This is a genomic window from Candidatus Amarolinea aalborgensis (genome assembly GCF_900491745.1).
In the GTDB taxonomy this organism is placed as follows: domain Bacteria; phylum Chloroflexota; class Anaerolineae; order SSC4; family Amarolineaceae; genus Amarolinea; species Amarolinea aalborgensis.
In genome coordinates this window covers 392,971-419,753 of record NZ_UETR01000003.1, presented here as the reverse complement: position 1 = coordinate 419,753, position 26,783 = coordinate 392,971, and the positions used below count along the sequence as shown (strand labels likewise).

Here is a 26,783-nt window from a genome sequence, read left to right as displayed (position 1 = left end):
GCCCGTTGAGTGTGGGAACGGCTGGCGTCTTTGGCGTTATGCGGCTGGCGGTTCGTCTTCTTTGGCGGCGCGCAGATCGTCTTCCAGGTCGCTCAAGAAATCTGGCGGCAGCGGCTCGACGGCCGCATCTGCTGCCGGGGCCGCGGGCGCGACAGTCTGATCGTTTGCCGTCGGCGACGGTAACTGCACGAATGGCGGCTGTGGGGGAGTCGGCGGCGGTGCGGCGGCCCGGCTGGCATAGGCCTGCGTACCGAAGCGCGTCAGCACAATGGCGCCCAAACCCAGCGACGTGATGATGAACCAGAACAACCAGCCCAGGCACGGTACGGCGCGCCACAACAAGGTGATCAAGAAGATGCCCAGGATGGCCTCAAGCAGCGGATTGGGATTGCGCAGCTTGAACGCCTCCAGCAGGCGCTGGCCGACCAGCCAGCCCAGCGCCACCCAGGCGAAGATCCAGGCCACCGCGCTGATTAGGATCAGCAGAACGGCGATGGGGGCCAGGCAGATGGTCACGGCCAGGATCGCTGACAGTCCCAATACGATCAGCAGGGTCAGCACACCGACGCCAAAGGTGACCAGCGGCGCTGCGACAGCCGTTTTCGCCACACGCTCCGTCTGCTGCGGGAACATCACCAGGGCGAGCAGGCCAAGCGCCGCCAATGCCAGGGCCAGGCCAATCGCGCCCAACACCTGCCAGATGTAGTTCAGCATGATGCGTAAGAGCGACGTGGGCTGCGGCGGCTGCGGCGTCGTGATGGTCGGCGGCTGCGCCGACCGCCCAGCGCCAAAACCTTCGACCACCTGGCCGTTGATGGTTGCACCCTCCTCTTGCGTCAACTCGCCGCCAAAGGTTGCTACATCGCCCTCGACCACGGCGGGCGAGCGTAGATCAACGCGGCCGCCAAAGACCGAGATATCGCCGGTAATGCGGCCGCTCACCGTCAGCGAGCCGCCGGCCACGGCCACATTGCCAATCACTTCTGCGCCATCCTCGATCACGGCGCTGCCGCCCAGGACAGCCAGGTCGCCATGCAGTTGGTTGCCGGCGGCCAAGACGTAGTTTTGCCCAATAACCACCTTGCCGCCGTCCCCATCTTGGGCCAGGGCCGGCGAGACGCCTAAGACGAGCAGCGCCAGCACAACGCTGAACGCGAGCAGCACTCGTTTGATAGTCATAACGTATCTCCTCTCGATTTGCGGGTACTTCACGTTGCCTGCGCGCATGCGCGCGCCAGCCGCCACATTCCGTGGCGCGGGTTCGCAAGCCTAGCTGGCCAACGGCGCCAGGCGGTTGCGCTGCCAGTTGATCAACCGCGCCCAAATCATCATAACGGTGAGCAGGCCGGCGCCCAGGGTGATGGAAAGCAGCGGCGTCGGAATTTGCAGCAGGCCGTAAACAAAGAGCCGCAGTGAGACCAGCACCGGCGGCAGCGCATGCGCGAAGCGCACTGCGAATTGCACGGCTGAACTGGCCCATGATGGGTGGGCGCTCACCCACGACGCGCCTAGCAGCAGCCCGACCAGCGCGAGAAGGCTCCACAGCGAAATGGAGCCCGTCAGCAAGACAACGCCGCCCAGCAGCCCGTGCTGCGCAGCTTGACGCTGTTGCAGCTTTTTCTCGAACCGCTGCACGAAGCCGGGCGCTGGGTAGACCAGCGGCGCCTGTTCCAGGCGATTCGCAATCGCTTGCCAGGACTCCCATTCCTGCCGGCAGGCCGCGCAAAGGCTCACGTGTTCATGCAGAGCCGCTTGTTCATGAGGCGGCAGGCGCCTGTCCAACGCCAGTGAGAGCTGTTCGGTTGAGATGTGCGTATGCATACAAGATACCCCTCTGTGATCCTACAGAACTTGCGCCACGCTGGATTGGCGAGTCATGGCGGCGACTGGGGATGGCGGCCGCTTGGTCAGCTGCGCAGCCATCTGCAGTCGTGCTCGATGCAGCCTCGACTTGACGGCGGCTTCGGTGATGCCCATCACGCTGGCAATCTCCTCGTAGGACAGGTCATGCCAGTAACGCAAGATGAGCGGCAGGCGATAGGTCGGTTCCAGGCGATCCAGCAGCGCGCGCACTTCATCACCCGCCTCGCGACGCAGCGCCGATTCATCAGGTCGTCCCACGTCCCCGGCCAGCCATTCCATTGCCGGGTTATCCTCGATAGACAGCCAGGTAAACCGACGCCGTCGCAGCCGATCAATGCACTGATGCGAGGTGATCGAAAGCAGCCAGGTTGAGAACTTGTGGCTTCGGTCATAGGTTTGCAGACGCGTAAAGGCCTTCAGGAAAGTATCTTGCGCAGCCTCTTCGGCTTCGCCCTGGTTGCCCAACATGCGGTAGGCCAGGTTGTAAACCGGCGTTTGATACGCTTCCACCAACCTACCAAACGATTGTTGATTTCCTGCCAATGCCTGTTGAAGCCAGGCCTGCTCCAGTTCTGGATTGCTCACGTTTTTGTCCTGAGAAAGAAAGACCCTTCCCGACGTTAACTCGCCGTGTATCATCTGGTGTCTGATACGCACGGCTTGCGCAAAGGTTTCAGACAGCGGATGAATGTCAGGGCGCCGGGGCATTTTGCTCTTGACAACAGGCGCAGATGCGTGTAAGCTACAGCCAGAACCTGCGGTTGTCTGAGCGATGAGGTATATCATGATGAATGAGATGAAGATAAGACCTCCGGCCGTAGCGGGGCTGTTCTATGCCGCGTCTGCCGCGGGGCTGCGCAGTCAGGTCCAGCAGCTGTTGGATCAGGCGCAGGTATCGCCGCTGGATCACGTTCGCGCGCTGATTGCGCCCCATGCCGGCTATCGTTATTCTGGGCCGATTGCCGCCAACGCCTTCAAGACATTGCCGCCGCTTGCCGACTCCACAACGACTGTACTCTTATTGGGGCCAGCGCACCATTTTCCGGTGGCCGGCGTCGCCGTCAGCGCATTTGACGCCTTTGGCACCCCTCTGGGCGCTGTGCAGGTTGACGTGCAACGCCGCGCGCAGGTGTTGGCGCATGGCCCGCCGTTTGCCATCTTTGAGCCTGCGCATGAGGACGAACATTGCCTCGAAGTCGAACTTCCTTTCCTCCAGCTTGTTTTACCCACCGCCGGCATTGTGCCGTTGCTCTTTGGTCATGTGGATCCCAACATCGTCGCCGCGCCCTTGATCAACCTGCTGCGCCAGGCGGACGACGTGCTGCTGATTGTCAGCTCGGACCTGAGCCATTACTATCCCTACGCGCAGGCTGTGGCGCTTGACCGCGCGCTGTTGGACGCGCTGTTGTCCGGCGATGGCCCGGGCGTGCAGCGCAGGCAAGCGTGCGGACTGCTGCCCATTCTAACCTTGATGGAGATTGCGCGCCAGCTGGGCTGGCAGCCCCATCTGCTCGATTACCGCAACTCGGGCGACACGGCTGGCGACCATCGCAAGGTGGTGGGCTATGCGGCCGTGGCCTACACCGGCTGACGCCTTTCTCCGCCGTCGGCATCAACCCGCAGCGCACCGGTTTTCCTCCGCAACGACCGTCATGGTCGAGGGGTGGCTCATGACACACGACAGTCTTGCCTCACGTCTTGATTTGCTGACGCAGCCCGGCGATTTGGGCCAACCGTTCACTGACAAGCCGGGTTGGGTGCGCTGTGTAGCCTGCGCGCACCAATGCAAAATTGGGCCTGGGCGGCGCGGCATCTGCCAGGTGCGCTTCAACGCCGAGGGGGTCTTGCGCGTACCTTTCGGCTATGTCGCCGGCTTGCAGTCCGACCCGGTGGAGAAAAAGCCTTTCAATCATGTCCTGCCCGGCAGCCAGGCGCTCACCTTTGGCATGCTCGGCTGCGATTTGCACTGCGATTACTGCCAAAACTGGTTCACCTCGCAGGCTCTGCGCGACGATCAGGCCGGCGCATCTCCCCAGATTATCTCCGCCGAGGAGATTGCGCGCATCGGACAACGCGTAGGCGCAGCGTTGGTGGTCAGCTCGTACAATGAGCCGCTCATCACCAGCGAATGGGCCGTGGCTGTCTTCAAGGCCGCAAGGCAGCGTGGGCTGCGCACCGCCTTTGTGTCCAACGGTAACGCCACGCGCGAGGTGCTTACCTACCTGCGCCCGTGGGTGGACGCGTACAAAGTGGACCTGAAAACCATGAATGCCCGCCACTATCGCCAGTTGGGAACTGCGCTCGAACGCGTCCTGGACGGCATCCGCATGGTGTTTGAATTGGGATTTTGGCTCGAAATTGTCACCCTGGTGATCCCTGGTTTCAATGATGACCCTGGTGAGCTGGCCGCAGCCGCGCAATTCATCGCCAGCCTGTCGCCCGACATCCCGTGGCACGTAACCGCCTTTCATCAGGATTACCGGATGCTGACCCCCGATCAAACCTCTGGGCGCGATTTGATCAAGGCGGCCGAGATTGGTCGGCGGGCTGGTTTGCGCTACGTCTATGCCGGAAACCTGCCTGGTCGTCTGGATGATTGGGAACACACATTTTGCCCGCATTGCCAAAGCCGCCTGGTTGCACGACGCGGTTTTCGGGTCATCGAACAGAGGGTGACAGCGGATGGGCGCTGCCCGATGTGCCGCGCCAGTATTCCGGGTATCTGGAGCGCCAGCGGCGCGGCGGGGCAGGGTGTTCAAGCGAGTACTGCGTCGGGGATCGAAGAGGGACGCCGGGTATCGGCAAATTAGGCGGTTTCGATCGTCAGCGGCGGCGCTGATAGCCCTTCAAGCGGCGGCCAATGCGAGGATGACGCAGCTTGCGCAGCGCGCGCATTTCCAGTTGACGCACCCGTTCACGGGTGACATTCATCTTGATGCCCACTTCTTTCAGGGTATGCACATGCTCGCCATCCAGACCATAGCGCAGGCGCAGGACCTCAGCTTCGCGTGGTTTCAGGTCTGCCAACACCGCGGCCACATCATCACGCAAGAGGCGCTGCGCGGCCAGTTCTGACGGAGCCAGGCTGTTCTCGTCTTCGATGAGGTCAGCCAGACTGCTGCCATCGGACTCGCCTTCACGAATTGGCTGATCCAGCGAAACGGCCTGCTGGCCCATGTTCTGCAGGCGCTGCACCTGGCGCGGCGTCAAACCCAACTCCGCCGCCAGTTCATGCGAGGTGGGCGTGCGTCCGAGCGATTGCTGCAGCTCCTGCGCCACTTTACGGAGCTTGCGCTCACGTTCGCCCGCGTGAATCGGCACGCGGATCGTGCGGCTCAGGTTCGCAACCGCGCGAATGATGGATTGCCGAATCCACCACATGGCATAGGTGGAGAGGCGATTGCCTTTCGAGGGGTCAAACCGTTCGACGGCCCGCATTAGCCCCAGATTTCCCTCCTGGATCAAGTCCAAAAAGGGAACGCCCAGGCCGCGGTAGCGTTTGGCGACGCTGATGACGAGGCGCTGGTTCGCTTTGATCAGGGTGTCGCGCGCATCGTCGGCGATTTGAATTTCAGACCGAATTTGGCGCTTGCGCTCCAATGGCAGCGCTGCGTTTTCCAACTCTGCTTTCAGGGTTTCACCGCGCGTCACATCGCGCGCCAACTTGATCTCTTGCTCGGCGGTCAAGAGAGCCGTGCGGCCCATCTCGCGCAGGTAGAGGGATAAAGGGTCAGAGCCAGCTCCACCTAACGATGTTGTCTGGTATTCTTCTTCGCCGTCAATATCAACGTCAACGTCTACACCGGCGTCGGCCTCGGCTTGTTCTGCCAGTTGAATCCCTGCCGCCTTCAGGGCAGCCAGGACATCTTCCCAGCTTTCTGGATCTTTGTTCGCGTTCGGAAACGAGCGTAAAACATCTTCCAGTGATACCCGGCCGTCGCGTACACGCGACAAAAGGGAATCTGGTAATTTGAACTGACCGCCCACGGAAGGGCTTCGGGCCATGCGTACCTCGATCTGAATTGAATGCGAGTGTGAACTACTGCGCTGACTATTGTACCACAGGTAATATGGGACTTGGCAAATCGGCGGCGCGCCCGTGCAGGCCATGGCCACGGCGATGCGGCCATGGCATGAGGCGGAGCAAACCCGGCACTCTGCCGCTGCCTTGCTTCAGGGCGACGCACGGCGGGGGCGCGCCAGATCATCGGAATCGAGCCAGATCGTCACCGGGCCGTCGTTGTGAATCTCAACCAGCATGTGCGCGCCAAACACGCCGCGCTTGACCGGCAGTCCATGCCCTTCCAGCGCCTGCGCGAAGCGCTCCACCAGAGGCGCGGCCACGTCGGGCCTGGCCGCTTGGGTGAGACTGGGGCGCCGCCCCTTGCGCGTGTCGGCGTAGAGGGTGAATTGAGAGATCACCAGCGCCGCAGCCCCCACCTCGGCAGCGCACAAATTGAATCGCCCATCGCTGTCGCCGAAAATGCGCATCTGTGCGATCTTCTGCGCCAGGCTTTCGGCTGTGACCGCGGTGTCGCCGTCGGTGATGCCGAGGAGAATGACCAATCCCTGGCCGATGGCGCCGACTGTTTGGCCTTCGACATGTACCGCAGCCTGGGTAACGCGTTGAATGAGTGCTCGCATGACGACCTGCTCAGAAACAAAGAAACGGATTTGCTTGCCGATTCGCTGCCAGGGGACTATAATCTACCTGCTTTGAATCTACTGCAAGACTTGGGGGCTGTCAAATTGACCTGATCGGGCTGGCTATCCCACCTGGGCGGCGCCCGCGGTGGGCAAGACAGAGAAGGGAGCACGTATGAGCCAATTGACAATGGAACTTCTTGTGGCTGAGGCCATGGCGGCCGAGCTATCGGATTATTTGCTGGGGGACCGCCTTTTTCGCCAGGTTGTAGTGCAAACCCCACTAGGCACGCAGCAGCCCAAGATGACCCTGGGTGGGGTGCTGAGCCGCCTGCAACTGCTGCAATTCCGATCGGCCGCGCTGACGCCGGATGAACGCGCGCGCGTCGAACGCCTGGCTGCGGGCGTTGAGGAGGCTCGGCGCACCTATCCTGCGCAGTGGGAGTCATTTGTGCGCAAGGAAATCAAGAGCAACCTGGATTCGTGGCGGTGGTATATGGATGAGTGCTTCCGCCGCGGCGGCTGCGCCAGCACCTATCCGGCGGAGGTGCGCGCCCGCGTGCGCTTGGCGCTGCTGTTCGATGAGGCGGCCGCCGCCAGTTTCGACATCCTGGCTGAACAGGGCCATCTGCGACGCCTGGACAGCCAACTGCGTCATGTTTGGCGAGACGGCGCTTTTCTCCTCGACCCTGGCTTGCGCGGCCTTTACCCGGCGGATCGTTATTGGTGGCTTTATGGGCTGCCCAAGAGCGGCGAGGATGACGATTAGGGCGGCCTCGCGCGGGGAGAACGATCCGACTTTCACGTCAGTTGCCCATGCGCGCCGCGCACAACCGTGAATGAAAACAGGTAATCGGTGACGCTCTGCGTTCCTCCGCGGCCGATTTTCACGTCAGCTTGGAAGCCTCGTCGTTGCGCGGCCGCGGCCATACACCCAACTCTGAGATCAGCATACCGGCGAGGATCAAGCCGCATCCGAGCAGCGCGCGCGCGGTGAGCTGTTCATCAATCAGCAAGAAGCTGAAGATAGCCGCAAAGACAGGCTCAGTTGCAAAGATCAACGCCGTGTGGGTTGGACTGGCAAAACGCTGCGCCATGGTTTGCGCCCAGAAGGCAAAGGCCGTCGCCAGGATGCCGGTGAACGCGGCGGCAAACCAGACGTTGCCAGCCGGCCACCTGGGCGCTCCATCCACGACCAGCGCCGCTAACCAACTCAAGACGGCCACGGCAGCAATTTGACCGGCGGCGAGCGCTACGGCATCGAAATGCGGGGCAAAACGCCCGACGAGCAGGATTTGCGCGGCGAAGGAGACGGCGCAGCCAAGGACAAGGAGATCGCCTGGGGCAATGCTCAGGTCGCGGTTGAGCGTCAGCGCCGCCAAACCGACGGTAGCCAGCGCCACCCCAATCACCGCAGCAGCACTGGGAGGACGCCGGAGGAAGATCGCAGAGCCGAGCGGCACCAGCACCACGGCAATGCCGGTGATAAATCCGGCCTTGGCTGGCGTCGTAAAGCGCAAGCCGTAGGTCTGAAAGGCGTAGCCGGCAAACAAGGCGATGCCGATGAGCAGGCTTGGCAGAAGAACGTGCCGCTGGCGTGGAGCAGGGATGCCAGTGGATGTGGAGCGCCGGTTGCGCCGCAGTAGGGGCAAGAAAACCAGCGTTGCCAGTGAAAAGCGAATGGCAAGAAACGTGATTACAGGGAAGGTCGCCACGGCATCCTGGACGGTCACGAAGGTGCCGCCCCAGATGGCAGCGACAGCCAACAGAACGAGATCCGCGTACCAGCCGCGAAAGGGTCTCGATTTCAAGGCCGTGGGTGGCTCATCATAAGGGCAGACGGCATGGGCAGCGTTGTTTCAACCTTGACCTGAGCAGATTTCACGTGACAACGGTTGCATCTCGGCGGGTTGGGCGCCAGCGGAGATGCAACCGTTATTTATCTCACTGGTGAACGTTGACGACGGTGCCGACCGGGGCCCAGTTGAACAGCCACTGGGCATCCGCCGTGCGCAGATTGACACACCCGTGACTCATGGGGTGGCCGAAGTTGTTGTGCCAATAGGTGCCGTGCAAGCCATAGCCTCCGTAAAAGTACATTGTGTATGGCACACCCGGCAAACGGTAGCCTGGGCCGGTCATCGTGGTCGAGCGCAGCTTGATATAGATTTTGAAGCGGCCTTGAACGGTTGGCGTGCGGGGCAGCCCGGTGCTGACCAGGGTGCTGAAGACGGCGCGGTTTTCTTCGTAAGCCACCAGGCGTTGCGCGCTGAGGTCCACGTCAATCCAGCGGCCAGCCACAGCCGGGGGAGGCGTCGTTCCGCCACCTCCGCCGCCAGTTCCACCGCCAGTTCCGCCGCCAGTTCCGCCGCCTGAAATGATCAAGCGCTGACCGACATAAATCACGTTCGGATTGGCGATATTGTTTGCGCGCATGAGCCGGCTGACGGATGTGCCAAAGCGCGCCGCAATCGAAGCCAAGGTGTCGCCGCGCCGCACGATGTAGGTTCCAGGCGCGGTTGATGCGGGCGTCGAACCGGACGGGATGATGCTGCTGCCGTTGGCGTTGGTTCCAGGAATGCTCAGTCGCTGACCAATGTAGACGAAGTTCGCATTACGAATGCCGTTGGCGCGCATGAGCGATTGGACGCTAATGCCATAACGCGCCGCGATACGTCCCAGGCTATCGCCAGCGCGCACAACGTATATGACGCCGCCTTCCTGGGCAGGCCGGTTGACAATGGCCTGCTCGGGTGTACTGGCCGCGGCCGTGCCAGCGCCCACGAGGATGCTGGCGGCCATGATGACCATGATCAATGTCAAACGCAGACGACGATGCATGATTCCTCCTCAATCCTGATTGGATGATCGCAGCCTGACCCAGCAGCACCCCCGAGCAGTAGAGATCGTTCTACCGGCGCTGCCGAGCAGCGAGAGCTTAAGGAAATTATGCCTCAAGATCAAGCATGTTCCAAGTATACCAGAATACGTTGTCATGTAAAATCAAGCAAAACACTGATTTTGTGCGGCGACAAAAACAGGTTGGCAATGCCTTTTGCGTGTGGTATAATCGGCGGGTATCAATTCCTGAGACTCAAGGGTGAGACATGATCTTTCGACTGATAAGACGGCGTACTGTTTCTTGGCCGCAGATTGTCCTGGCGAGTGCTCTCGTGACGCTGGTGCTTGGGATGCCAACCGCTTCGCTGGCCCAGCAGCCGGTGACGGCCGAGCAAGTGAACGCCGTTGCCAGGGAGCTGTGGTGTCCTCTCTGCAACAGTGTGCGCCTCGATACGTGCGAGCTCAAGGCGTGCGAGCAGATGCGCGAGGTGATTGCCGAGAAATTGGCGGCTGGCGCCAGCGCTGACGAAATCCGCGCCTACTTCATTGAGCAGTACGGCCCCCAAGTTTTGGGCGAGCCGCCCCGCCAGGGTTTCAACTGGTTGGCGTGGGTGCTTCCGTTTGCCGCCGTCATTCTAGGCGCGGCCTGGGTCTTCTACATCCTGCGCCGTTGGACCAGGCGACCGCGGGCCGCGCCAGCTGTTGCCCCGGCGTCCCATCTTTCTGATTTGCCGGCTGAGCAATTGAGCCGCCTACAAGAGGAGTTGAAGAAGATTGACTAACTCATCACTCGATTCATCGGTCGTCCCCACGCGCAGCTCGAGCGGCCAGGCCGTGCGTTGGGCCGTGATTGGCATTGCTGTGCTTTTCATTGCCTTCTTTGCCTATGCCCTGGTCGCCAAACGTGAAGCGCCGCGTCCATCCAGCGGCCAGGCGCCCGATTTCACCCTGGCGCTCTTTCGTGGTTTCCAGGGCAATCTGGGCGACAAAGTTGCCCTGGTGGATTTGAAAGGCAAACATGTCGTTCTCAACTTCTGGGCCAGTTGGTGCGATCCCTGTAAGGAAGAGGCGACGACGCTGCAACAGGCGGCTGTAGACTACGCGGACAAGAATGTTGTCTTCATTGGCGCCGATTACCTGGACCAGGAACCGGCGGCCATGCGTTACCTGCAGCAGTTCAAGATTACCTATCCCAATGGACCAGACCTCCGCAGCGAGATCGCGCGACGCTATCGCATCCAAGGCGTACCCGAAACCTTCTTTATCAAACCTGACGGAACGGTGGATTGGTTCAAAATTGGCCCTCTGTCCGATTCAGAGCTGCGCGCCTGCTTGGATCGGTTGATCGCAGGTGGAAGCTGCAAATGAGCGATTGCTGCTCAGCAAAGGAGATATTCGCATGTTACTAGACTTGGGCTTTCCCGTGCTTGCCCTGGCATTGGTGGTTGCTATCATTGGCGTTGCCCTCGCCATGATTGGCGCCCGCCGTGATGATCTGGCGATTGTTGCCAGCGCGCGCAACGCGGTTTTTGTCGTTGCAGCCCTGGTGTTGACGGCCGCCGTGTTATTGTGGATTGCGCTGCTGACGAATCAATTCCAATTTGAGTATGTGGCCAGCCATGTCGAGCGCAATCTACCCGTCTTCTACAAATTTTCCGCGCTGTGGGGCGGACAGGCCGGCTCATTGCTCTTCTGGACTCTGATTCTATCCGGCTATTCAACCCTGGCCATGATCGGTTTTCGCAACCAGCACCGCCAGTTGATGCCCTATGTCATCGCGACCCTGCTCACCACGACGGCCTTTTTCCTGGTCATCGTCATTTTCGCGGCCAACCCGTTCAAGAAACTGGGCTTTGTGCCCGCAGACGGCACCGGGCTCAATCCCCTTCTGCAAAACTACTGGATGGTCATTCATCCTATCGGCCTTTACCTGGGCTACGTGGGTATGGCCGTGCCCTTTGCTTTCGGCGTGGCCGCGCTGGCCACCAAACAGCTTGGCAACACCTGGATTCGATCCATCCGCCGTTGGACGCTTGTCCCCTGGCTTTTTCTCTCGCTTGGCATTCTGATGGGCAGCCAGTGGGCCTACATTGAGCTTGGCTGGGGCGGCTATTGGGCCTGGGACGCGGTCGAAAATGCCAGCCTCTTACCCTGGCTCACGGCGACAGCCTTTCTCCACTCGATCGTGATTCAGGAACGTCGCGGCATGCTCAAGGTCTGGAACCTGGTCCTGGTCTTTTTGACCTATGAGCTGGTTCTGATTGGCACGTTCATCACACGCAGCGGCGTCATCGAGTCCGTGCATGCGTTTGCGTTGAGCAACGTCGGCCCGATCTTCCTGAGTTTCATTGCCCTCTCGATTTTCGGCTATCTTTGGCTGCTGCTCGATCGCCTCCCCATGCTGCGCAGCGACAATGAGCTTGACTCTATGCTCAGCCGCGAATCTGGCTTCTTGTTCAATAACGTCGTCTTTGTCGGCATCGCCTTTGCGACGTTTTTTGGCACCACGTTCCCCATGTTCTCCGAACTGCTTACTGGCAACAAAATCTCCGTCGCCGCGCCCTGGTTCAACAAAGTCAATGGCCCTATCTTGATCGTGCTGTTGATCTTGATGGGCGCCGGGCCGCTGTTGGGCTGGCGTCGGTCGACGCGTGAAGCGCTGCGCGCCAATTTTCAGTGGCCCTTGCTGGCTACAGCCGCGGTCCCGGTCTTGCTCTTTGTCCTGGGCATCCGCGACGCCCTGCCTCTGGTTGGATTTGCCTTGTGCACCTTCGTGCTGGCAACAATCGTGCAGGAGTTTGCGCGCGGCGCCAGCGCCCGACGCCGTATTACCGGCGAATCGTGGCTGCGCGCGCTGATCAACCTGACGCAGAAGAACCAACGCCGCTATGGCGGCTACATCGTGCACCTGGGCATCATCATGATGGCTCTGGGCATTATCGGCAACACCTTTTTCCAACTTGAAACGCAGGGCACCCTCAAACGCGGTGAAAGCCTCACGATCAAGAACTATGTTCTGACCTATCAGGGGCTACGTCAAGTGGCGCAGCCCACGCACACGGAAGTGCTGGCTCCGCTCATGGTCACGCGTGACGGCAAAGATATTGGCGTGGTGCAGCCGCAGAAGAACCTGTACTTCAAGACGCCAGACCAACCGACCAGCGAAGTGGGCCTGCGGATCTTCCCCGCGGAGGACTTGTATGCCGTGCTTGCCGGTTGGGAGGGGAACGGCGAGAGCGCGTCGTTCAAGGTGTTTGTCAATCCCCTGATGATCTTCTTGTGGCTGGGCGGCCTGGTTTTGGCCTTGGGCACCTTGACATCGCTCTGGCCTCACACCCAGGCGATGCGCGTATCAGCTTCTATGCCATCAAGCGTACAGCCTAAACGCGCGTAGGAGACTTGTCTTGATAACTGCACTTGTGATGGTGTTGATTGCAGCGGTCGTTATCGCCATCGTGGCCTGGCCGTTGGTCAGCGCCGGCTATCTCCAGGGATTGACCACCAGCACGGACGCGATGGCCGAACTGACGGCGCAGCGAGATGCTGCGCTCAAGGCCATCAAAGACCTGGAGTTCGATCAGCAAACCGGCAAGGTGTCGGCCGAAGACTTTCCGGTCTACGACCGGCGACTGCGTGAACAAGCCTTGCAGGCTATGCAGAGGCTGGACGCTTTCAAGGCCGAGCAGCAGGCTGCCGGCAAAGTTCAGCGCCAGAGACAGGCTGCGACGCTCGATGAGGAAATCGAGACGCAAATCGCTGCGCTCCGCCGCTCACCAGTTGCTCGCCCTGCAGCTACCGCTGATCTAGGAGAACGACTGGAAGCAGAAATTGCGGCTCAGCGCGTCAATGGACAGTCGTTGGCGCCAGCGACCGGCGCACGGCGTTTTTGCGGTCAGTGCGGCCAGCCGCTGCGGCCGGCCGACCGCTTCTGCGGCGCGTGCGGCGCGGCGGTATGACCCAGTTGGCCTAAACGAAAGAGAAAGCGCACCAACACGGTGCGCTTTTTTGTTCTGACCAAGCAAATGCCCGGCGTCCCCCAACGCCGGGCATTCACCGAAAGGAGGTACCGATGAACAGACAGGTGCCTAACCAACCTACTGAGTCGGGTCATTCACAGTTTGAAAGACCCATCAACCCTGGATCACAACTGACTCCAAGCCCCCCACTGCTCGTCGCCGGTTGCACAATACGATCCGGATTCATGCGTATTCAACCGTTACAGACCCAAACTCACCGGCATGTGAATCATATCACAAATAGGGGCATTTGTCAATAGCTGGCAGCTTAGATTTTATCCGAATTTGATAAGACGATCGGCGGCTGGCGTCTACCACTTCTCCGCGACGACGCGCAGCTCTGCGACGTTGGTCAGGACGACGCGCCCGCGATGGGTGGTGATCAGGTTCTGACGGCGCAGTTTGCTCATGACGCGAATGGCGCTTTCGACCGTCGTGCCGGTCATGTCCGCCACGTCCTGGCGCGTGAGAGGAATGTCAATGGTCAGGCCTTCTGGCGTGACGCGGCCCGTGGCATTGCCCAGTTTTAGCAGCACGCGGGCAATGCGCTGCTCGACTCGATCCACAGCCAGGCTGCGCACCAGGTCGGTCGCGTTGCGCAGACGCCGGCTCAACTCTCCGATGACGGCCATGGAGAGTGCAGGATAGCGCTGAACCAACTCAAAGAAGTCGCGGCGCGCAATCGTGACCACCGCGGAATCTTCCAGGCACTGCGCTGTCGTGTCATAGGGCGCGCCATCCAGAACGGCCATTTCACCAAACATGTGGCCGGGGCCAATGACATCCAATACCACGTCGCGACCCTGCTCGGAGTGGCGCAGGAGCTTGATCTGGCCCATCCAGACGACGAACAGGGCCTCAGGCGGATCGCCTTCAAAACAAACGTAGGCGTCCTTGGGGAAGCAATGACCGCTGAGGAGTTCTGCAACCGATTCCCAATCCGGAGAGCTTAGCGAGCTAAAGAGGGGGACCGTGCGGACCACCTGTACCATATTGAACTGGAGTTTATCCATTGCTTGCTCGCTGCTTTCGGTCCCGGTTGCGTGTGGCGTTGTTCTGCAGACAACGGCCAAATTATACCACGCGTGCGAAGTGTGAGCAAGCAAGCCGCGCTGCGTTCAGCGATTTCAGGGGTCGCGCACAGTCAAACAAGAGGATCACATGCCCAGGTGGTGCAGACAAAGAGGCGGATGTGGGTCGGCGGCGGGGGCGCAGACGCCAATCTGCGCCCCGCAGGGTCCGATGCTATCGCTGCAGGCCAGCCGCTTGAGCGACCAGACTGCTGAAGTCCATCATCTGTTCTGCCAACACTCCCTGATGCGCCGGGTTGTCCTGCAGACGCCGCACCAGGGCCAGCACGTCGGTCATGCGGCTTTCCTTGGCCCAGTACGACTGGCGCAGGATTTCGGCGTATTCAGCCACGGCGGCCGCCGCCTGAAACTCGGCCGAGGCGGCCTCGAAGCGCGCCTGGAAGTCTTCGCCGGCCAGGGAGGCCTCTTGCTCGATCACCTCGCCGGTCTCTGGTTTCTGGTAGCGAATTCGAGCCACCAGGGCCTGGCCGTTGGTGGGCGCGCCCTCGTGGAATTTGATTTCGACCAGCGCCGTGACGCTGTGCCCGGCGCCCACTTCGCCGGCATCCACCCTGTCGTTACGGAAGTCCTGGTCGGCTACGTCCCGGTTCTCATACCCCAGGAGCCGGTAACGGCTGACCACCTGCGGGTTGAATTCAACCTGCATCTTGGCGTCCTTGGCGATGGTTTGCAGCGTGCCGGTCAGGTTTTCGACAAAGATGCGCCGCGCTTCTTCCAACGTGTCTACATAAGCGTAGGCGCCGTTGCCCTTGTCTGCCAACTGCTCCATCAGGATATCATTGAAGTTACCCATGCCAAAACCGACGGTGGATAGGGCCATGTTAAGCCGCGCAAACCGCTCCACCGTACTCAAAATGCCGTTGGCGTCGGTGATCCCCACATTGGCCACACCATCCGAGCACAGGATCAGGCGGTTGATGCCGCCCTCACGGTACGCCTGGCTTGCCACGTCATAGGCCAGTTGCAGGCCTGCGGCCGCGTTCGTGGCGCCCTCTGGTTCTAGCCGATCAATGGCGCCGAGAATGGCGTCGCGCTCACGACCGCTGGTGGGGGGCAGCGCCAGACGCGCATTGCTGCCGTAGACCACAATCGCAACACGATCCGTCGGACGCAGCTCGTTCACCAGCAGGCGCAGGGAACGCTGCACCAGGCCCAGGCGGTTCTCCGCGCCCATGGAGCCAGAGACATCAATCACAAAGGTCAGCATGGCGTCTTGGCGTTGTTCGGCGGTGACGTGACGGCCTTGCACGCCAATTTTGACCAGCCAATACTTGTCGCCGCCGAAGGGCGACGGCGCCCCTTCCAGGTAGATGCCAAAATCGCCCTGCTCCGGATCAGGGTAGTTCCAGGTGAAGTAGTTCAGAATCTCTTCGACGCGCACAGCGTCTTTGTCAGGCCAGTTGCCGTCGCGCAAAAAGCGACGCACGACCGTGTAGGATGCCGTGTCCACATCCAGGGCAAAAGTCGAAAGATGGTCGTCCTCCGTATCAATGAAGGGATTGGTGCCGTAGTTCTCGAAGAAAGTAGCATCATACGGCTCGCCGTTCACCGTGGTGCTGCCGCCGGTGGAGCAGCAGGGTGTGACTTGCGCCGGAGCCATTTGCGGCGGCAAGCCCGTGCGTGGCGCAGGGGCTATCTGCAGCGGAAAGACCTGGGTGTCTTTTTGTCCCGATGCCCCGGGTGAGGGCGTTGGCATGACCTGGATCACCACAGTGGCCTGAACTGGCACGGTGGCCTGAACGGGCGTTGTGGGCAGGCTGGTTGGCGTGGACGTCGCGCTCGGTTCGGGCGCTGGCGTGGACGTCGCGCTCGGTTCGGGCGTCGGTGTGGCCGTGGAATTGGATGCGGCTGGGGCGCATGCGCTCACCGTAACCGCCAGCACGACAAGCAGCGTGGCGATGGAAATCGCCATGGGCACGCGGCGAACGCCGCAACGACTACGATGGGCTGAAAACAAACAATGCGCAGACATGGTAGATCTTTCTCCTGTTTGCCTGGTGGCGGCAGGCTCCATCAAGGCGGCCGCCGCGCAATCCTCGGCCTGGCTCAACCGTGGCCGCCGCTGCCCCCGGCGCTGAACGGGGCAGCGTTCAGCGCCGGGCCACGATGATGTGGCGGCTAGTCACATGAGGCAGGGGATCATTGCAGAACTGCGCCTTGTGGACGCAGTCGCGCAGGCGTAAGTTCCAGACAATCTACCAGGCGCTTACAATGCCGTGAGCGCGGCAAAGGCCGCCTTGAAACAGTCGAGCGGCGCGGTGAGCAGCCCGGCGCCTACCATGCCCACGCCGGCTTCTTTGTGCGCAATGCCTGTGTTCAGGCGGGGAGTCAGGCCGCTAGCCATGACCTTGCGTACATCAATGCCAAGCGGCGTGCCGCGGAAATTGAGCGCTGGGATTGTAAAGCTGGCATGCTCTCCGGCGCAGATTTCGTACATCTCCAGGGTGGCATTCAGCGCGTCCGTGGGTGTACCGCCGACGAACTGCACGATGGCTGGCGCGCCAGCCAACGCAAAGCCGCCAATGCCGCCGGTCTCGGTGATGGTGCTGTCGCCGATGTCGCGATTGGCGTCGGCCTGCGTGAAGCCAGGAAAGAAAAGACCAACCGGCATGCCCGATTCGCAGGTGAACCAGCGCTGGCCGGCGCCGCTGACCCGAATACCGAAATCGGTGCCGTTGCGCGCCATCGTCGTCACGATGGTGCAGCCCTCGATGTTTTCGGCCGGCAGGAGCATGGCCTTCATGGCCGGCATCGAGAGGTTTAGGAAGAAGTGGTCGTTGCCATCCATGAAGCGCAGGACCGCCGCCGTCGTCGCGCCATCGGAGGTCTCGGCCAGGGCCGGACCGATGGCGCGCAGAAAGAGCGAGGTGCCGGCCTTGTTGCGATTGTGACATTCGTCGCCCATGTGCAGCGCCTGCGCAATCATGCTGCGCAAATCAACCGGTCCCCGTCGGCTCAGCGCACGCGCCAGGGCCGGATAGAGCGTCTGCTCCATCCATTTCAGCCGCGCGATGACGTCAGCTCCGTAGGCGCCGTAGCGCAGCACTTTGCCCAGGCCCTCGTTCAGCGTGGCATAGGCAGCCGCGCCAAATTCGTCGTTGCGCAGCACAAAAACGGGCATCGAAGGACTGATGATGCCGGCCATCGGCCCGGTGGCGTGGTAATGGTGGCAGGGCGCGAATTCGATGTCACCCGATGCCGCCAATGCGGCGGCGGCTTCGGGCGTGTCCGCCCAGCCTTCGTATAGGATTGCGCCCATCACGGCTCCGCGTTGCGGGCCGCACATCCGCTCCCAGGTGATGGGTGGGCCAGCATGGCAGATGAGCCGCGCATGGTAGCCCGGAATGGCGTCGCGCGCAATGCCCATGTCCACCAGCATGGGACGCCCGGCGTTGATGCGCCGCAGGGCCTCGTCGTTGGCGGCTTCGATGTCAACGCCGCCGCGTGTGTGCGTCAACTCGACATAACCAGGCACGGGCGGTCGCCAGTCCACCGCGACCACCTCAGCGCCCTGACTCGTCATGCTGTCCAGGAAGGATTCCAGCCCCACATTCACCGGCTTGAGTGGCTGTGAAAAAAGCTCGAGTATTTTCTCCATCGTCCCCTTGACTCCTTTGTGGCGCGGCGCTCAGCGAACAATCATACCGGCCAGAGTGGCGGCCGCGGCATTGCTCTCCACAACCAACACGCCGACTGCACGCAGCTTGGCCTCCTGATCGCTCAGGTTCTGCGGGTCGTCGGCCGTGCCGCACACAGATGCCACGAAGGCGATAGTGCGTTTTTCAGCCGTCAGGCGCTGCTGCGCCTCACGAATCGCTTCGACGACTGCGCCCGCTGGATCTTCGTGCGCGCCGTAGCCCAGCACCACGTCCAGTAGGATCACGCCCACGCTTGGATCGGCCGCTTCTTGCAGCAGGCGCTTGTTGCGCAGACTGGGATCGAGCATCGGATGCAAGCGCCCCTGGGTGAATTCATCCTCGCCCAAGTCAACGCAGCTATGACCGCGGCTGGCGAGCGCGCTGGGAAGCTGCTTGGCGCCGGGGAAGGGGGCGTTGGAGTAAACCTCTGGCTGATGCTGCAGCAGGAGCATTTGCGCTTCGTAGCAGAAAGTGCCGCCGCAGAATAGCCCGCGGATGAAGCGCGCTTCAGGCTTCAGCGTCCCGCGCGCAGCCTGGGCTACATCCGCCAGCGCCAGCAGCTCGCGGTGGAACTTGCCCTTCGCCGCGGCCGCAGCCTGGCCCTGCGCCAGCGCCGCGGCCAGCCGCGCGGCTTCTTCCAGCGACCCAGCCGCGATGCCGCCCTCAGCCTCGATCAACGCCGCATCGCCGCCCAGGAAGCAGACAACCACTGGTTTGTGACTGCCGCCCACCAGGTGTAGGACGGCGGTCGTGACGTCAGGCGCCGGGGGTTTGGAAATGAGCACAATGACTTCCGTCATCGGGTCGGCCACGAGCGCGGCCAGGCCCTGCTGCATCATCAATCCACCGACCTCAGCTTTCAGGTCGCGGCCCCCGGTGCCCAGCGCCTGTGAAATGCCTACGCCCCCACGCGCCAGCGCGCTGGTAACGCCCTGGATTCCGGTGCCCGCGGCGCCGACGACACCTACGGGTCCGCGCGGCACGGCGTTGGCAAAACCAAGCGCGATCCCATTGACGATGGCGGTGCCGGCATCCGGCCCCATCATCAGGAGGCCGCGCTGCTGCGCCATCTGCTTGAGCGCAATTTCCTCGGCCAGGGGCACGTTGTCGCTGAAGAGCAGCACGTGGCGCCCGTGCGCCAACGCCGTGCGCGCTTCCTGGCCGGCGTATTGCCCGGACACGGAGACCACCACCACATTGGCGCTCGGATGATCCTTGAGCGCCGCGGCCAGGCCGCGCGAGCGCCGCGCGGCCCCGGTCGCCGCGCCGCGCTTGCGGCTTGCGATGAGCAGCGCATTGGCTGAGGTCAGGGCCTGGTCACACACGTCATCGCTAATCGCGCGCACCGCAATCACAAGGTCATCCGGCGCGGCGGTCAGCGCTTCTCCCACCAGCAGACCGGCTTGCGCCAGGATGTCCCGGTTGGCGGCCGTCGCCATGACCACGGCCGCATCCTCGACGCCTGGGCCTTCCAGCAGGGCTTTGGCGACCAGCATCAGCGTGACCGAATCGTAGTATTCTGAGCGTTTGATCAGTGTTCGAGTCGGCATTGACCCTCCTTTGGTTCTTCTGTCGAAGATGTTTTAGCGTTGCGCGGGAAATTTGACGCGGCGAACCCAGCGGTTGGTAACGAAGAGCAGAATGACGCCGCCGAAAAAGCCGACCGCAATTTGCAGGTCAAGGCCGGCCCCAAAGAACCAGGCCAGGCCGCTGCCCGCGGCCATGCCTACCACGTAGACAACGATCCAAAAGAAAAAACTGTAGATGCGGCGCCCAGCCGACAGGCGCTGCGGTTGTGATGATTTCGTCAAGAGTGAACTCCTATTGCCTTTGTGATAGGCGCAGCATTCGCCGCCGCAGAAGCTGGCGGCCTGTGCGCCCTAGATGCTGTGCAAGAACCCGGCCAGCATGGCGCAGCCAGAGGTGGCGCCGTGCTGCAAGATGCGGCGCGCGTGTTGGTGAATCGCGCCCGCGTGGTTGTACGACAGCGCGGCCAACAAATTCTGCCATGCCGCGTCCACCCAGCCTGCGTAAGCTGCGCGCAGGAGAGCCTGGCTGAGCCGCGTGGTTCCCCCCAGATCCGCTGTGCACAGGGGCGGGGCGGCTGCGGCGTCGGCATGCGCCGCGTCCAGGCGCCAACGGATCAGCCACCCGGCCAGCCAGTCATCGCCGGCCGGCGTGAGGCCAGGACCAAGCCCGATCAGCGCCGCCAGCGCGTCGGCCTGCGCGGTGGTCGTGGACGCCAGCCTGAGCGCGTCAACCCGCGCCTGCAAGGCAAGCGCCGTGGTGCGGTCGAGATGGCGGGCTAACGGCCAGGCTGGCTCATGCATCAGGCAGCGCCGCAGCGCAGCGATCCCTTCGACGAGGGCTGGCGCGTGCGCCAACTGACGCCAGCTTGGCTGCAGATGCCAGCATTGGGCCTGTTCCAGGTCAATGCGCCATGCCCCGATGTGCAGACTGGACGCTGTCAACGTCGCGGCGAGGCCAGGCGCCAAATCCATCATGCCCGCCGGCCATCGGTCCAGGATGATGTTGAAAGGCCCGGCGCCCATCGCCGCGGCCGCCAATGTCAACAGGTCGCCGGTTGGGGTCATGAGATTGACGACCTGGCGATGCGCGCTCAACACGGCCGCGGCAGGCGGCGGCTGCTGCGCCAACACAGCATGCGCCAGCGGGCCAATGCAGATGGCGGACAACGCGTGGCCCGCCGGTCGGGTGATCATCGGTTGATCGTTCGCCCCCAATGCTTTTGCGACAACCCAATGGCTGTGCTATAATCGCCCCGATTCGGGGAGAGGTCGCATAGTTCGGCTGAGTGCGCGCGTCTCGAAAACGCGTAGGGCTAATACCCTCGAGGGTTCAAATCCCTCCCTCTCCGCCATTCAGAGGTGCGGTGTACGTGATTACGTGCACCGCACTTTTTTGTCGTGTCATTGTGCATGACCCAAGCTCCCACCGCCATGACCCGTATCATGCCGTTTGAGCAGTGCAAGCCGCTTGTTATTTGGCCAAACAGGCCTTGCCTGTTATAATCTGCGCCGCGACGAGGAGAGGTCGCATAGTTCGGTTTAGTGCGCGCGCCTGGAGAGCGCGTAGGGTCTTTATGGCCCTCGAGGGTTCAAATCCCTCCCTCTCCGCCAACACAGCCTTTGCCGTGTGTCCACGGCGAGGGCTGTTGTTTTCTTTGACAAAGCGAATTGAATCAGGTAAGATGAACCTGGTCGTGCTAGACGGGGCGCTAGCGGTGCCTTGTACCCGAAATCCGCTATAGGCGGGGTTGAATTCCCCTTTGAGGGCCTTCGTCCATTCGGGGACTGCGGGGCTGAGCAGCGTTGATGGTTGGGTCCTGTGCGGCGGGAGCCTGTGAATCGTGTCAGGACCGAAAGGTAGCAGCACTAAGCGGTTTCTCCTGGGTGCCACGGGGCTGCCTGGCCTGAGCCAGCTGGTACCAGTAAGCCAGGATGGCCGTTCGAGAAGGGGTGCACGACCAGGACTTGTCGAAACTGCGGGTGATCGCTGATCATCCGCAGTTCTTTTTGCCCCGCCCTTGATTCCTCTCCTCATTCTCGCACGCGCACGGTTTTGACCTCGATCGCGTCGCACGTCATCCAGGGCAGCACGCCGCAGCGACTGCGCAGCCGCTGACCGTCGGCGGCACGATAAAGCCCCACAATCAAACGGTACACGCCGCCATGCAGCGTCTGCGGCGTGCCCAGGGTTTGCTGATCGAGTACCATCTCGCCAGGCAGCCACTGTGATGTGGCATAGCGGCCAAATGCAGGCTGCGCTTCCTGGCTGGCAACGACCTGGCCGTCCCGGTCGAGCAATTGTACCACAACAACCACGGTTGGGCGCATGACCGATTGGTCAGCCTGCCACAGGAGCGTCACCGGAACGGCATCGCCGCGGCTAATCATCGTGGCCGGCGAGGAGGCTGTGAGCAGCGACAGGGGGCCGAACGCCGCCAGGACGGGCTGTTGGGGCGGCTGCGCGTGGGGCGTCAACGCGACGCTGCCCAAGACCAGCGCATCTGCCTCTGTGGGCGCGGTCGCATCAGTCACGGGCAGCGCTTGCCCGCTGGTCGGATCATAGAAAATGACCAGCAGCCGATAGTCTCCTGGCGGCGTCCCGATGGGAATCTGCAGACGGAGCGGCTGCGGCAGTGTTTCCTCGTTGGTCAGCGTGACCAGGTCCCGTTGATTGCCGCCCACCGGCTCGTCTGCTTGCGCCCACACGTGGTTGGCCTCGTCAACCAGGCGCAGCGACAGGGCCACAGCCTGACCGGACTGTCCCGGCGCCCGCTGCAGCCGCAGGTTCGCGCGCAGAGTCTGCCCGGAACTGAGTGTGGCGGTCGGTTGCGCGCTTGCGCTGACGCGCAGCCATGAGGCAACCTGCCATTGGAACGTTGGCGACGCCGCGATGGCTTGCGGGCTCCAGAACCCCTGCACGCGCAGATTCGCTTCTCCACTGAAGACATCATCCTCGAACAAGCGCCATGTGGTCAGCGCGTCCCGCACGCGGCCTTGCGGATCCGTGACCGTGTCGTAGATGCGGTACTGCCACAGGCGCGGGAAAGCGACGGCTAATTCGGTCAAGCGGCGGCGCGCTTCATCCGCCGTGATGGCGTAAAAATCGGCGCGTGGATCGCCCCAGCCCAGGTTGGCGGGGCCATCCACGCTTCCCATCTGCACAATAACCGCGCCCGGCGCGTCCGCAAGACCTTGCGCTGTGGCTGGCGACAGATCGGCCAGGCGGCCGCGCCAGGCAATCGGTTGATCCCAGTAGGTCAAGAGCGCGGTGTAGGCGTAACCCGCGTTGACCAGGATCACATCGCCGGGGCGCCAACGGCTGGACAGAAAACGAACCGCCGCGCGATGGTCGTCCGCAGCCAGTGCAGGGTCGTTCCAGGCGCGCTGCATGGACAGAGCGCTGAGCAGGATCAAGCCTGCACAGGCGACGACCGCCAGAGGCCGGCCGGCGCGCAGCCGCCAGCGCCAAAGGCTGACGACGCCGAGCGCCAACAAAAGACTGAATGGCGGCGCGTAGGTGAAGACATAACGCACGTGATAGAGAGGCGTGCGCAGCACTGAAACCAACTCGATCAGGGCCACGGGCGCGAAGGTGTAGGCGAGCAAAAAGAGAGTCGGGCGCGCCGCCAGCGCGACCGCCTGTTCGTCCGTTGTCCGCGCCGCAATCTTTGGCCACGCGCTGGCTGCTGCGATCAGCACGGCCAGCAAGGCCAGGCCTACGCCAGCCAAGACAAGCGGAAGCCCTTGCCCAAAGCCAAGAGCCAGCAGGCTTTCGCGCAGCACAGTGACCAGGGAGACAGCACTGCGCCACGGCGGCACCGGCGGATCGGTGACTTGACGCCAGGCTGTAGGCAACCACGGGGTGTAGGCCAGCAGGATCGCTGCGTGGGTCAGCAGCCAGGGACGCCAGGGGATTCTCTGGCGGCGCGCAAGGTAGCCTCCAAACCAGAGCAGGTTGAGCGTCAAGAGCAGGAAGGCCATGTAGTAGAGGGTGTACAAACCGGCAACGGCCGCCGCGCCGTACACAATCCAGCCGCGGCGACCCGGGCCGTCGTTCTTGTGATCCGATGCTGCAGCCGAGGGCTGTGTGCGCAGCAGGCCCCAGGCGCTGAGCAGCCCCAACCCTGCGCCCAGCGTGTACATGCGCACCTCTTGGCTGTACCAGACATGATAGGCCGATGTTGCCAACAGAAGGCAGGCCAGCCTGTTGACCGCAGCCGGCAGCCGTAGGCGACGGCCCAAGACGAAGGTGAGGGGCAAGAGCAGGATGCCGGCGCTTAGCGAAAAGAAGGCGCTGATGAATTCTGGCGTTAGCGTCGAAGGCGCGATGCGCAACCATGCAGCCAGCAGTAGATAGTAGCCCGGCGGGTGAATGTCGCGTGCGGTGTGCGCCAGCAGATCGGGCAGCGATTCGCGGGCCAACGTGAGGCTGACGGTCTCGTCATACCAGAGGCTCTGCGCGCCGAGGTGTTGAAGACGCAACGCAAATGCCAGGAGGATGGTCAGCAGTAGGACGAGACGCGTGCGCTGGTTCATGAAACCCGAATACTCGATCATGCAGCCGTAGAGCAAATGAAAACTCCAGTTGCCCGGGCAACTGGAGTCTTTTGAGCGGGTGATGGGATTCGAACCCACGACTCACTACTTGGGAAGCAGTTGCGCTACCCCTGCGCTACACCCGCAACCAAGCCGAATTCTACCACATCCCGCCGCTTCCCGCAAATGGATTGCATCACGCTCCGCCGTTCCAAATACGGGGACGGCTGCACCGTAGTATCTTGATAGTGAAATTCCGTACAGCGAGCACGGAATCCTCACACAAAGCCACAAAGACGCCAAGGGCTTGGTTCGTGTCTTTGTGTGAGCAGTTCGGTTCCGGCTAGACCGGGGTAGGGACGGCCACCCCCACGCCAATGCCAGGGAGGCGTCTATCCTTGCTTGGACAGGGCTGTGTACGTCATAGCTTGCGGCCCCTCGGGCGGCAGGCTGACGACGCGTCGGCGATCGTCGCTGGCGTCGGCCTGAATATACATCGTGCAGCCAAAGGTCAGGTCAAGCCAGCTGAGCGGGACCGCCATTTCAATGACGCGTTCCCCGACCGCCGTGGGAATGGCGCCCACGTGCTGCCAGCCCGCGCTGGTTTGTTGGTGCAAGTGCGCCGCCCCCTCCGACGCCATCAGGCGAACACCCCAGGCGATGGGCGGATGACCGGGGGTCTCGATGCTCAGATTGACGCCGACATCGGTGGTCGCGGCGCGCGCAGCCAGTTCCAAGCGCAGGTACAACGCGTCATCGTCATAGCCCACACGGATGATCTGCAGTGCGCCGGGGCGGCTGTCCGCGCGCTGCATAGCGCCGCTGGCGGCTTTCGCTTGAATGATGGCCGCGCCGTTCCAGTCGGGCGCAGCGTCGGCTGCGGCCCGCAGCGGGGGCGTAATCTGCGTCGAGGCCTGGCGTTGGCTCGACAACAAGCGGCCGCCCTGGGCAATCGGCGTCACGACCCATTCCGGCAGCGGCAGCCCAATGATCTCGTAAACCACGGCCATGTTGGCGCGAAAGGTCTGGTCGAACAGCAGATCTTGATCCGATGAGTTGTTACGTGAATACCACCAAAACCAATCGCTGCCTTCGCTGATGTAAAGAGCCTGCCAGGCGCGCGCTAATTGGGCTGGCTCAATGTCCTGCGCCGAGTTTTGCCAGGCAACCAGGTCGGCTCGGGTGCGGGCCAGGGCGCTCCATGCGCGCGTATGTTCTGGATCGCCGATCCACGTCGTGAGGTCGGCGCGAATCCATGATCCGGTTGCCAGGTTTGACAGCTCTGCCCGCGTGGGGTGCATTTCCAGGTATTCATTCACGGTCACGGCGCGCAGGTCGGTGTTGCGCTGCAGGCGCTCGTAGAGGCTGTTGAGAAAAACGTCGCCGTTATGCTCGTACCATTCCCAGCAGTTTTCACCGTCCAGGATGATTGACAGGAGGAACGGCTGCGTGTCGCCCAAGCGCCAATGCACCCACTGCAACCGGGTGACCAGGTCATCGGCCGCCTGTACGCCGTGGATGTTCTGGTAGAGAAAACCGAGGCGGTCCGACATTTCATGGTCACGGAAGATCATGGCCGGACCAGGTTGGCCGTTGATCGTCAGCCGATAGGGCTGATAAAACACTTCGGGGTTGGTGATGAGCTTTTCATAATCACGAACCAGGGGCAGGTTCAGGCTGCGCGCCAGAATTTCCTCATCCGAGGCCAGCCAGCGCACGCCCGCGGCCTGCACATAGGGCACGATTTCCGGCGAGACTGCGCCTTCGGCGGGCCATAGGCCGCGCGGGGCGCGGCCAAAATGCTGTGTGTGGCTGGCGATCGCCTGATTCAACTGCGACTCGGCATCCGCAGGCGCAGAGAAGTTGTAGCCTGGCGGCGGCAGCGGAAGGCCGGGCGATGCGCGCTGAGCATGACGATTGTCTACCAAGAGCGGCAAGATGGGATGGTAATAAGGCGATGTGATGAGCTCAATCTGCCCGTCAGCTTCGAGCTGCCGATAACGTTCGATGACCAGGCCGCACATTCTCAGATGTTTGTGGATGATGGTCATGGTGTCGGCTGCGGTGAAGCCGCGACCCTTATGCACCAGCGCGCGCAGCTGCGGGTCGCTTTCAAGCCAGTTGGGGTCTGTCCAGCCCAGGTTGAACCAGGTAATGAGATCCCGATAATCAGCATCGGACAACGCGTGGGGATTGGCCACGGCCTTGTCGCGCTGCTCGATCAGCTCATTGTAGCGAGGGTAACGGCGGGCAATGTTGGGCCAGTTCACGCTGTAGCAGATATTGACGAGGTACGCTTTTTCTTGTTCGCTCCAGGTGCTGCGCTGCGCCAGGGACATGACGCGATCGGTCAGGCGACCGGCGGCATAGTCAAGCAGTTGTTCGGTGAGTGAAGGCACCATATTGAACGTGGCATGCACGTTCGGGTACTTCTGCAGCACTTCGAGCATATGCAGATAGTCTTTGGCGGCATGTAAGCGCACCCAGGGCAGTGAGGCTTCGATCTGGCCCGGTACACGGTAGTAGGGCTGATGCATATGCCAGACAAAGGCGACATAGAGTGGATACGGCATTGTATACCTCAACGTTCTGACGGCCACGAGCGGCAGAGCCTGGCCCAGCAGG

General features: G+C 62.1%; 22 protein-coding genes, 3 tRNA genes and 1 other RNA gene. 10 read left to right on the top strand and 16 right to left on the bottom strand.

The window, feature by feature from the left end:
• Window positions 1-36 precede the first annotated feature (36 nt).
• The 3 genes from ACPQ6D_RS06450 to ACPQ6D_RS06440 form a co-directional block, all read right to left on the bottom strand.
• On the bottom strand, window positions 37-1,179 hold the full coding sequence (locus ACPQ6D_RS06450; protein ID WP_423223475.1) for a bactofilin family protein: 1,143 nt from the start codon (window positions 1,177-1,179) through the stop codon (window positions 37-39).
• A gap of 90 nt (window positions 1,180-1,269) precedes the next feature.
• Complete coding sequence (locus ACPQ6D_RS06445; protein WP_423223474.1) at window positions 1,270-1,821, bottom strand: anti-sigma factor family protein; 552 nt, start codon at window positions 1,819-1,821, stop codon at window positions 1,270-1,272.
• 21 nt (window positions 1,822-1,842) lie between these two features.
• The gene (locus ACPQ6D_RS06440; RefSeq protein WP_423223473.1) at window positions 1,843-2,448 is read right to left on the bottom strand and encodes an RNA polymerase sigma factor; all 606 of its coding nucleotides are present in this window, start codon (window positions 2,446-2,448) and stop codon (window positions 1,843-1,845) included.
• Window positions 2,449-2,647: 199 nt separating this feature from the next.
• On the opposite strand from ACPQ6D_RS06440, the gene amrB reads away from it, so the two are divergent.
• Both amrB and amrS read left to right on the top strand, forming a co-directional pair.
• A complete protein-coding gene (gene amrB / locus ACPQ6D_RS06435) occupies window positions 2,648-3,454 on the top strand; it encodes an AmmeMemoRadiSam system protein B (RefSeq protein WP_423223472.1) in 807 nt (268 codons plus the stop codon).
• 79 nt (window positions 3,455-3,533) lie between these two features.
• Window positions 3,534-4,673: an AmmeMemoRadiSam system radical SAM enzyme gene (amrS, locus tag ACPQ6D_RS06430; protein ID WP_423223471.1), complete on the top strand. Its 1,140-nt coding sequence runs from the start codon at window positions 3,534-3,536 to the stop codon at window positions 4,671-4,673.
• 13 nt (window positions 4,674-4,686) lie between these two features.
• On the opposite strand, the gene ACPQ6D_RS06425 is transcribed toward amrS, so the two are convergent.
• Together ACPQ6D_RS06425 and dtd are read right to left on the bottom strand one after the other, a co-directional pair.
• Window positions 4,687-5,868 (bottom strand): sigma-70 family RNA polymerase sigma factor, encoded by a 1,182-nt coding sequence (locus tag ACPQ6D_RS06425; protein ID WP_423223470.1) that lies wholly within the window; start codon window positions 5,866-5,868, stop codon window positions 4,687-4,689.
• 168 nt (window positions 5,869-6,036) lie between these two features.
• Window positions 6,037-6,507, bottom strand: coding sequence for a D-aminoacyl-tRNA deacylase (gene dtd / locus ACPQ6D_RS06420; protein ID WP_423223469.1), 471 nt, complete (start codon window positions 6,505-6,507; stop codon window positions 6,037-6,039).
• Between the two features lie 175 nt (window positions 6,508-6,682).
• On the opposite strand from dtd, the gene ACPQ6D_RS06415 reads away from it, so the two are divergent.
• On the top strand, window positions 6,683-7,276 hold the full coding sequence (locus tag ACPQ6D_RS06415) for a hypothetical protein (RefSeq protein WP_423223468.1): 594 nt from the start codon (window positions 6,683-6,685) through the stop codon (window positions 7,274-7,276).
• A gap of 118 nt (window positions 7,277-7,394) precedes the next feature.
• Here ACPQ6D_RS06415 and ACPQ6D_RS06410 read toward each other — a convergent pair whose 3' ends face one another.
• Window positions 7,395-8,318 (bottom strand): DMT family transporter, encoded by a 924-nt coding sequence (locus ACPQ6D_RS06410; RefSeq protein WP_423223467.1) that lies wholly within the window; start codon window positions 8,316-8,318, stop codon window positions 7,395-7,397.
• A gap of 133 nt (window positions 8,319-8,451) precedes the next feature.
• Window positions 8,452-9,348 (bottom strand): L,D-transpeptidase, encoded by an 897-nt coding sequence (locus ACPQ6D_RS06405; protein ID WP_423223466.1) that lies wholly within the window; start codon window positions 9,346-9,348, stop codon window positions 8,452-8,454.
• 266 nt (window positions 9,349-9,614) lie between these two features.
• On the opposite strand from ACPQ6D_RS06405, the gene ACPQ6D_RS06400 reads away from it, so the two are divergent.
• Genes ACPQ6D_RS06400 through ACPQ6D_RS06385 form a run of 4 tightly spaced genes read left to right on the top strand, consistent with a single transcriptional unit; the run spans window position 9,615 to window position 13,304 of the window.
• Complete coding sequence (locus ACPQ6D_RS06400; protein ID WP_423223465.1) at window positions 9,615-10,130, top strand: cytochrome c-type biogenesis protein; 516 nt, start codon at window positions 9,615-9,617, stop codon at window positions 10,128-10,130.
• Complete coding sequence (locus ACPQ6D_RS06395) at window positions 10,123-10,716, top strand: TlpA family protein disulfide reductase (protein WP_423223464.1); 594 nt, start codon at window positions 10,123-10,125, stop codon at window positions 10,714-10,716. Before ACPQ6D_RS06400 ends, ACPQ6D_RS06395 begins: the two co-directional genes overlap by 8 nt.
• Before the next feature lie 31 nt (window positions 10,717-10,747).
• Entirely contained in the window at window positions 10,748-12,742 is a 1,995-nt protein-coding gene (locus tag ACPQ6D_RS06390; protein WP_423223463.1) for a heme lyase CcmF/NrfE family subunit, read from the top strand.
• 10 nt (window positions 12,743-12,752) lie between these two features.
• The gene (locus tag ACPQ6D_RS06385; RefSeq protein WP_423223462.1) at window positions 12,753-13,304 is read left to right on the top strand and encodes a zinc ribbon domain-containing protein; all 552 of its coding nucleotides are present in this window, start codon (window positions 12,753-12,755) and stop codon (window positions 13,302-13,304) included.
• Between the two features lie 371 nt (window positions 13,305-13,675).
• On the opposite strand, the gene ACPQ6D_RS06380 is transcribed toward ACPQ6D_RS06385, so the two are convergent.
• The 6 genes from ACPQ6D_RS06380 to ACPQ6D_RS06355 form a co-directional block, all read right to left on the bottom strand.
• Complete coding sequence (locus ACPQ6D_RS06380; protein WP_423223461.1) at window positions 13,676-14,377, bottom strand: Crp/Fnr family transcriptional regulator; 702 nt, start codon at window positions 14,375-14,377, stop codon at window positions 13,676-13,678.
• 232 nt (window positions 14,378-14,609) lie between these two features.
• Window positions 14,610-16,367 (bottom strand): vWA domain-containing protein, encoded by a 1,758-nt coding sequence (locus tag ACPQ6D_RS06375; RefSeq protein ID WP_423223460.1) that lies wholly within the window; start codon window positions 16,365-16,367, stop codon window positions 14,610-14,612.
• A 294-nt stretch (window positions 16,368-16,661) separates the two neighbouring features.
• Window positions 16,662-18,053 (bottom strand): YlbE family protein, encoded by a 1,392-nt coding sequence (locus tag ACPQ6D_RS06370; RefSeq protein WP_423223459.1) that lies wholly within the window; start codon window positions 18,051-18,053, stop codon window positions 16,662-16,664.
• 30 nt (window positions 18,054-18,083) lie between these two features.
• Window positions 18,084-19,643: an acyl-CoA synthetase FdrA gene (gene fdrA / locus ACPQ6D_RS06365; protein ID WP_423223458.1), complete on the bottom strand. Its 1,560-nt coding sequence runs from the start codon at window positions 19,641-19,643 to the stop codon at window positions 18,084-18,086.
• 33 nt (window positions 19,644-19,676) lie between these two features.
• Window positions 19,677-19,904, bottom strand: a complete 228-nt coding sequence (locus tag ACPQ6D_RS06360; RefSeq protein ID WP_423223457.1) for a hypothetical protein — start codon at window positions 19,902-19,904, stop codon at window positions 19,677-19,679.
• 69 nt (window positions 19,905-19,973) lie between these two features.
• The gene (locus tag ACPQ6D_RS06355; RefSeq protein WP_423223456.1) at window positions 19,974-20,816 is read right to left on the bottom strand and encodes an oxamate carbamoyltransferase subunit AllH family protein; all 843 of its coding nucleotides are present in this window, start codon (window positions 20,814-20,816) and stop codon (window positions 19,974-19,976) included.
• Window positions 20,817-20,884: 68 nt separating this feature from the next.
• On the opposite strand from ACPQ6D_RS06355, the gene ACPQ6D_RS06350 reads away from it, so the two are divergent.
• The 3 genes from ACPQ6D_RS06350 to ffs all read left to right on the top strand — a co-directional run bounded on the left by ACPQ6D_RS06350 (window position 20,885) and on the right by ffs (window position 21,580).
• Window positions 20,885-20,974: transfer RNA gene (locus ACPQ6D_RS06350), tRNA-Ser, on the top strand.
• A gap of 166 nt (window positions 20,975-21,140) precedes the next feature.
• A tRNA-Ser gene (locus ACPQ6D_RS06345) sits at window positions 21,141-21,233 on the top strand.
• 81 nt (window positions 21,234-21,314) lie between these two features.
• An RNA gene (gene ffs / locus ACPQ6D_RS06340) (signal recognition particle sRNA large type) lies at window positions 21,315-21,580 on the top strand.
• A gap of 73 nt (window positions 21,581-21,653) precedes the next feature.
• Here the strand turns inward: ffs and ACPQ6D_RS06335 are convergent.
• The 3 genes from ACPQ6D_RS06335 to ACPQ6D_RS06325 all read right to left on the bottom strand — a co-directional run bounded on the left by ACPQ6D_RS06335 (window position 21,654) and on the right by ACPQ6D_RS06325 (window position 26,731).
• The gene (locus ACPQ6D_RS06335; protein WP_423223455.1) at window positions 21,654-24,158 is read right to left on the bottom strand and encodes a glycosyltransferase family 39 protein; all 2,505 of its coding nucleotides are present in this window, start codon (window positions 24,156-24,158) and stop codon (window positions 21,654-21,656) included.
• A gap of 74 nt (window positions 24,159-24,232) precedes the next feature.
• Window positions 24,233-24,304 (bottom strand) — tRNA-Gly (locus ACPQ6D_RS06330).
• Between the two features lie 246 nt (window positions 24,305-24,550).
• Window positions 24,551-26,731 (bottom strand): glycoside hydrolase family 57 protein, encoded by a 2,181-nt coding sequence (locus ACPQ6D_RS06325; RefSeq protein WP_423223454.1) that lies wholly within the window; start codon window positions 26,729-26,731, stop codon window positions 24,551-24,553.
• Window positions 26,732-26,783: the final 52 nt, after the last annotated feature.

Coding starts and splice junctions, on each gene's coding strand:
- ACPQ6D_RS06450 (WP_423223475.1), bottom strand. CDS start 1,179: ATGACTATCAAACGAGTGCTGCTCGCGTTCAGCGTTGTGCTGGCGCTG.
- ACPQ6D_RS06445 (WP_423223474.1), bottom strand. CDS start 1,821: ATGCATACGCACATCTCAACCGAACAGCTCTCACTGGCGTTGGACAGG.
- amrB (WP_423223472.1), top strand. CDS start 2,648: ATGATGAATGAGATGAAGATAAGACCTCCGGCCGTAGCGGGGCTGTTC.
- amrS (WP_423223471.1), top strand. CDS start 3,534: ATGACACACGACAGTCTTGCCTCACGTCTTGATTTGCTGACGCAGCCC.
- ACPQ6D_RS06425 (WP_423223470.1), bottom strand. CDS start 5,868: ATGGCCCGAAGCCCTTCCGTGGGCGGTCAGTTCAAATTACCAGATTCC.
- dtd (WP_423223469.1), bottom strand. CDS start 6,507: ATGCGAGCACTCATTCAACGCGTTACCCAGGCTGCGGTACATGTCGAA.
- ACPQ6D_RS06415 (WP_423223468.1), top strand. CDS start 6,683: ATGAGCCAATTGACAATGGAACTTCTTGTGGCTGAGGCCATGGCGGCC.
- ACPQ6D_RS06405 (WP_423223466.1), bottom strand. CDS start 9,348: ATGCATCGTCGTCTGCGTTTGACATTGATCATGGTCATCATGGCCGCC.
- ACPQ6D_RS06400 (WP_423223465.1), top strand. CDS start 9,615: ATGATCTTTCGACTGATAAGACGGCGTACTGTTTCTTGGCCGCAGATT.
- ACPQ6D_RS06390 (WP_423223463.1), top strand. CDS start 10,748: ATGTTACTAGACTTGGGCTTTCCCGTGCTTGCCCTGGCATTGGTGGTT.
- ACPQ6D_RS06380 (WP_423223461.1), bottom strand. CDS start 14,377: ATGGATAAACTCCAGTTCAATATGGTACAGGTGGTCCGCACGGTCCCC.
- ACPQ6D_RS06375 (WP_423223460.1), bottom strand. CDS start 16,367: ATGGCGATTTCCATCGCCACGCTGCTTGTCGTGCTGGCGGTTACGGTG.
- ACPQ6D_RS06370 (WP_423223459.1), bottom strand. CDS start 18,053: ATGGAGAAAATACTCGAGCTTTTTTCACAGCCACTCAAGCCGGTGAAT.
- fdrA (WP_423223458.1), bottom strand. CDS start 19,643: ATGCCGACTCGAACACTGATCAAACGCTCAGAATACTACGATTCGGTC.
- ACPQ6D_RS06355 (WP_423223456.1), bottom strand. CDS start 20,816: ATGATCACCCGACCGGCGGGCCACGCGTTGTCCGCCATCTGCATTGGC.
- ACPQ6D_RS06335 (WP_423223455.1), bottom strand. CDS start 24,158: ATGAACCAGCGCACGCGTCTCGTCCTACTGCTGACCATCCTCCTGGCA.
- ACPQ6D_RS06325 (WP_423223454.1), bottom strand. CDS start 26,731: ATGCCGTATCCACTCTATGTCGCCTTTGTCTGGCATATGCATCAGCCC.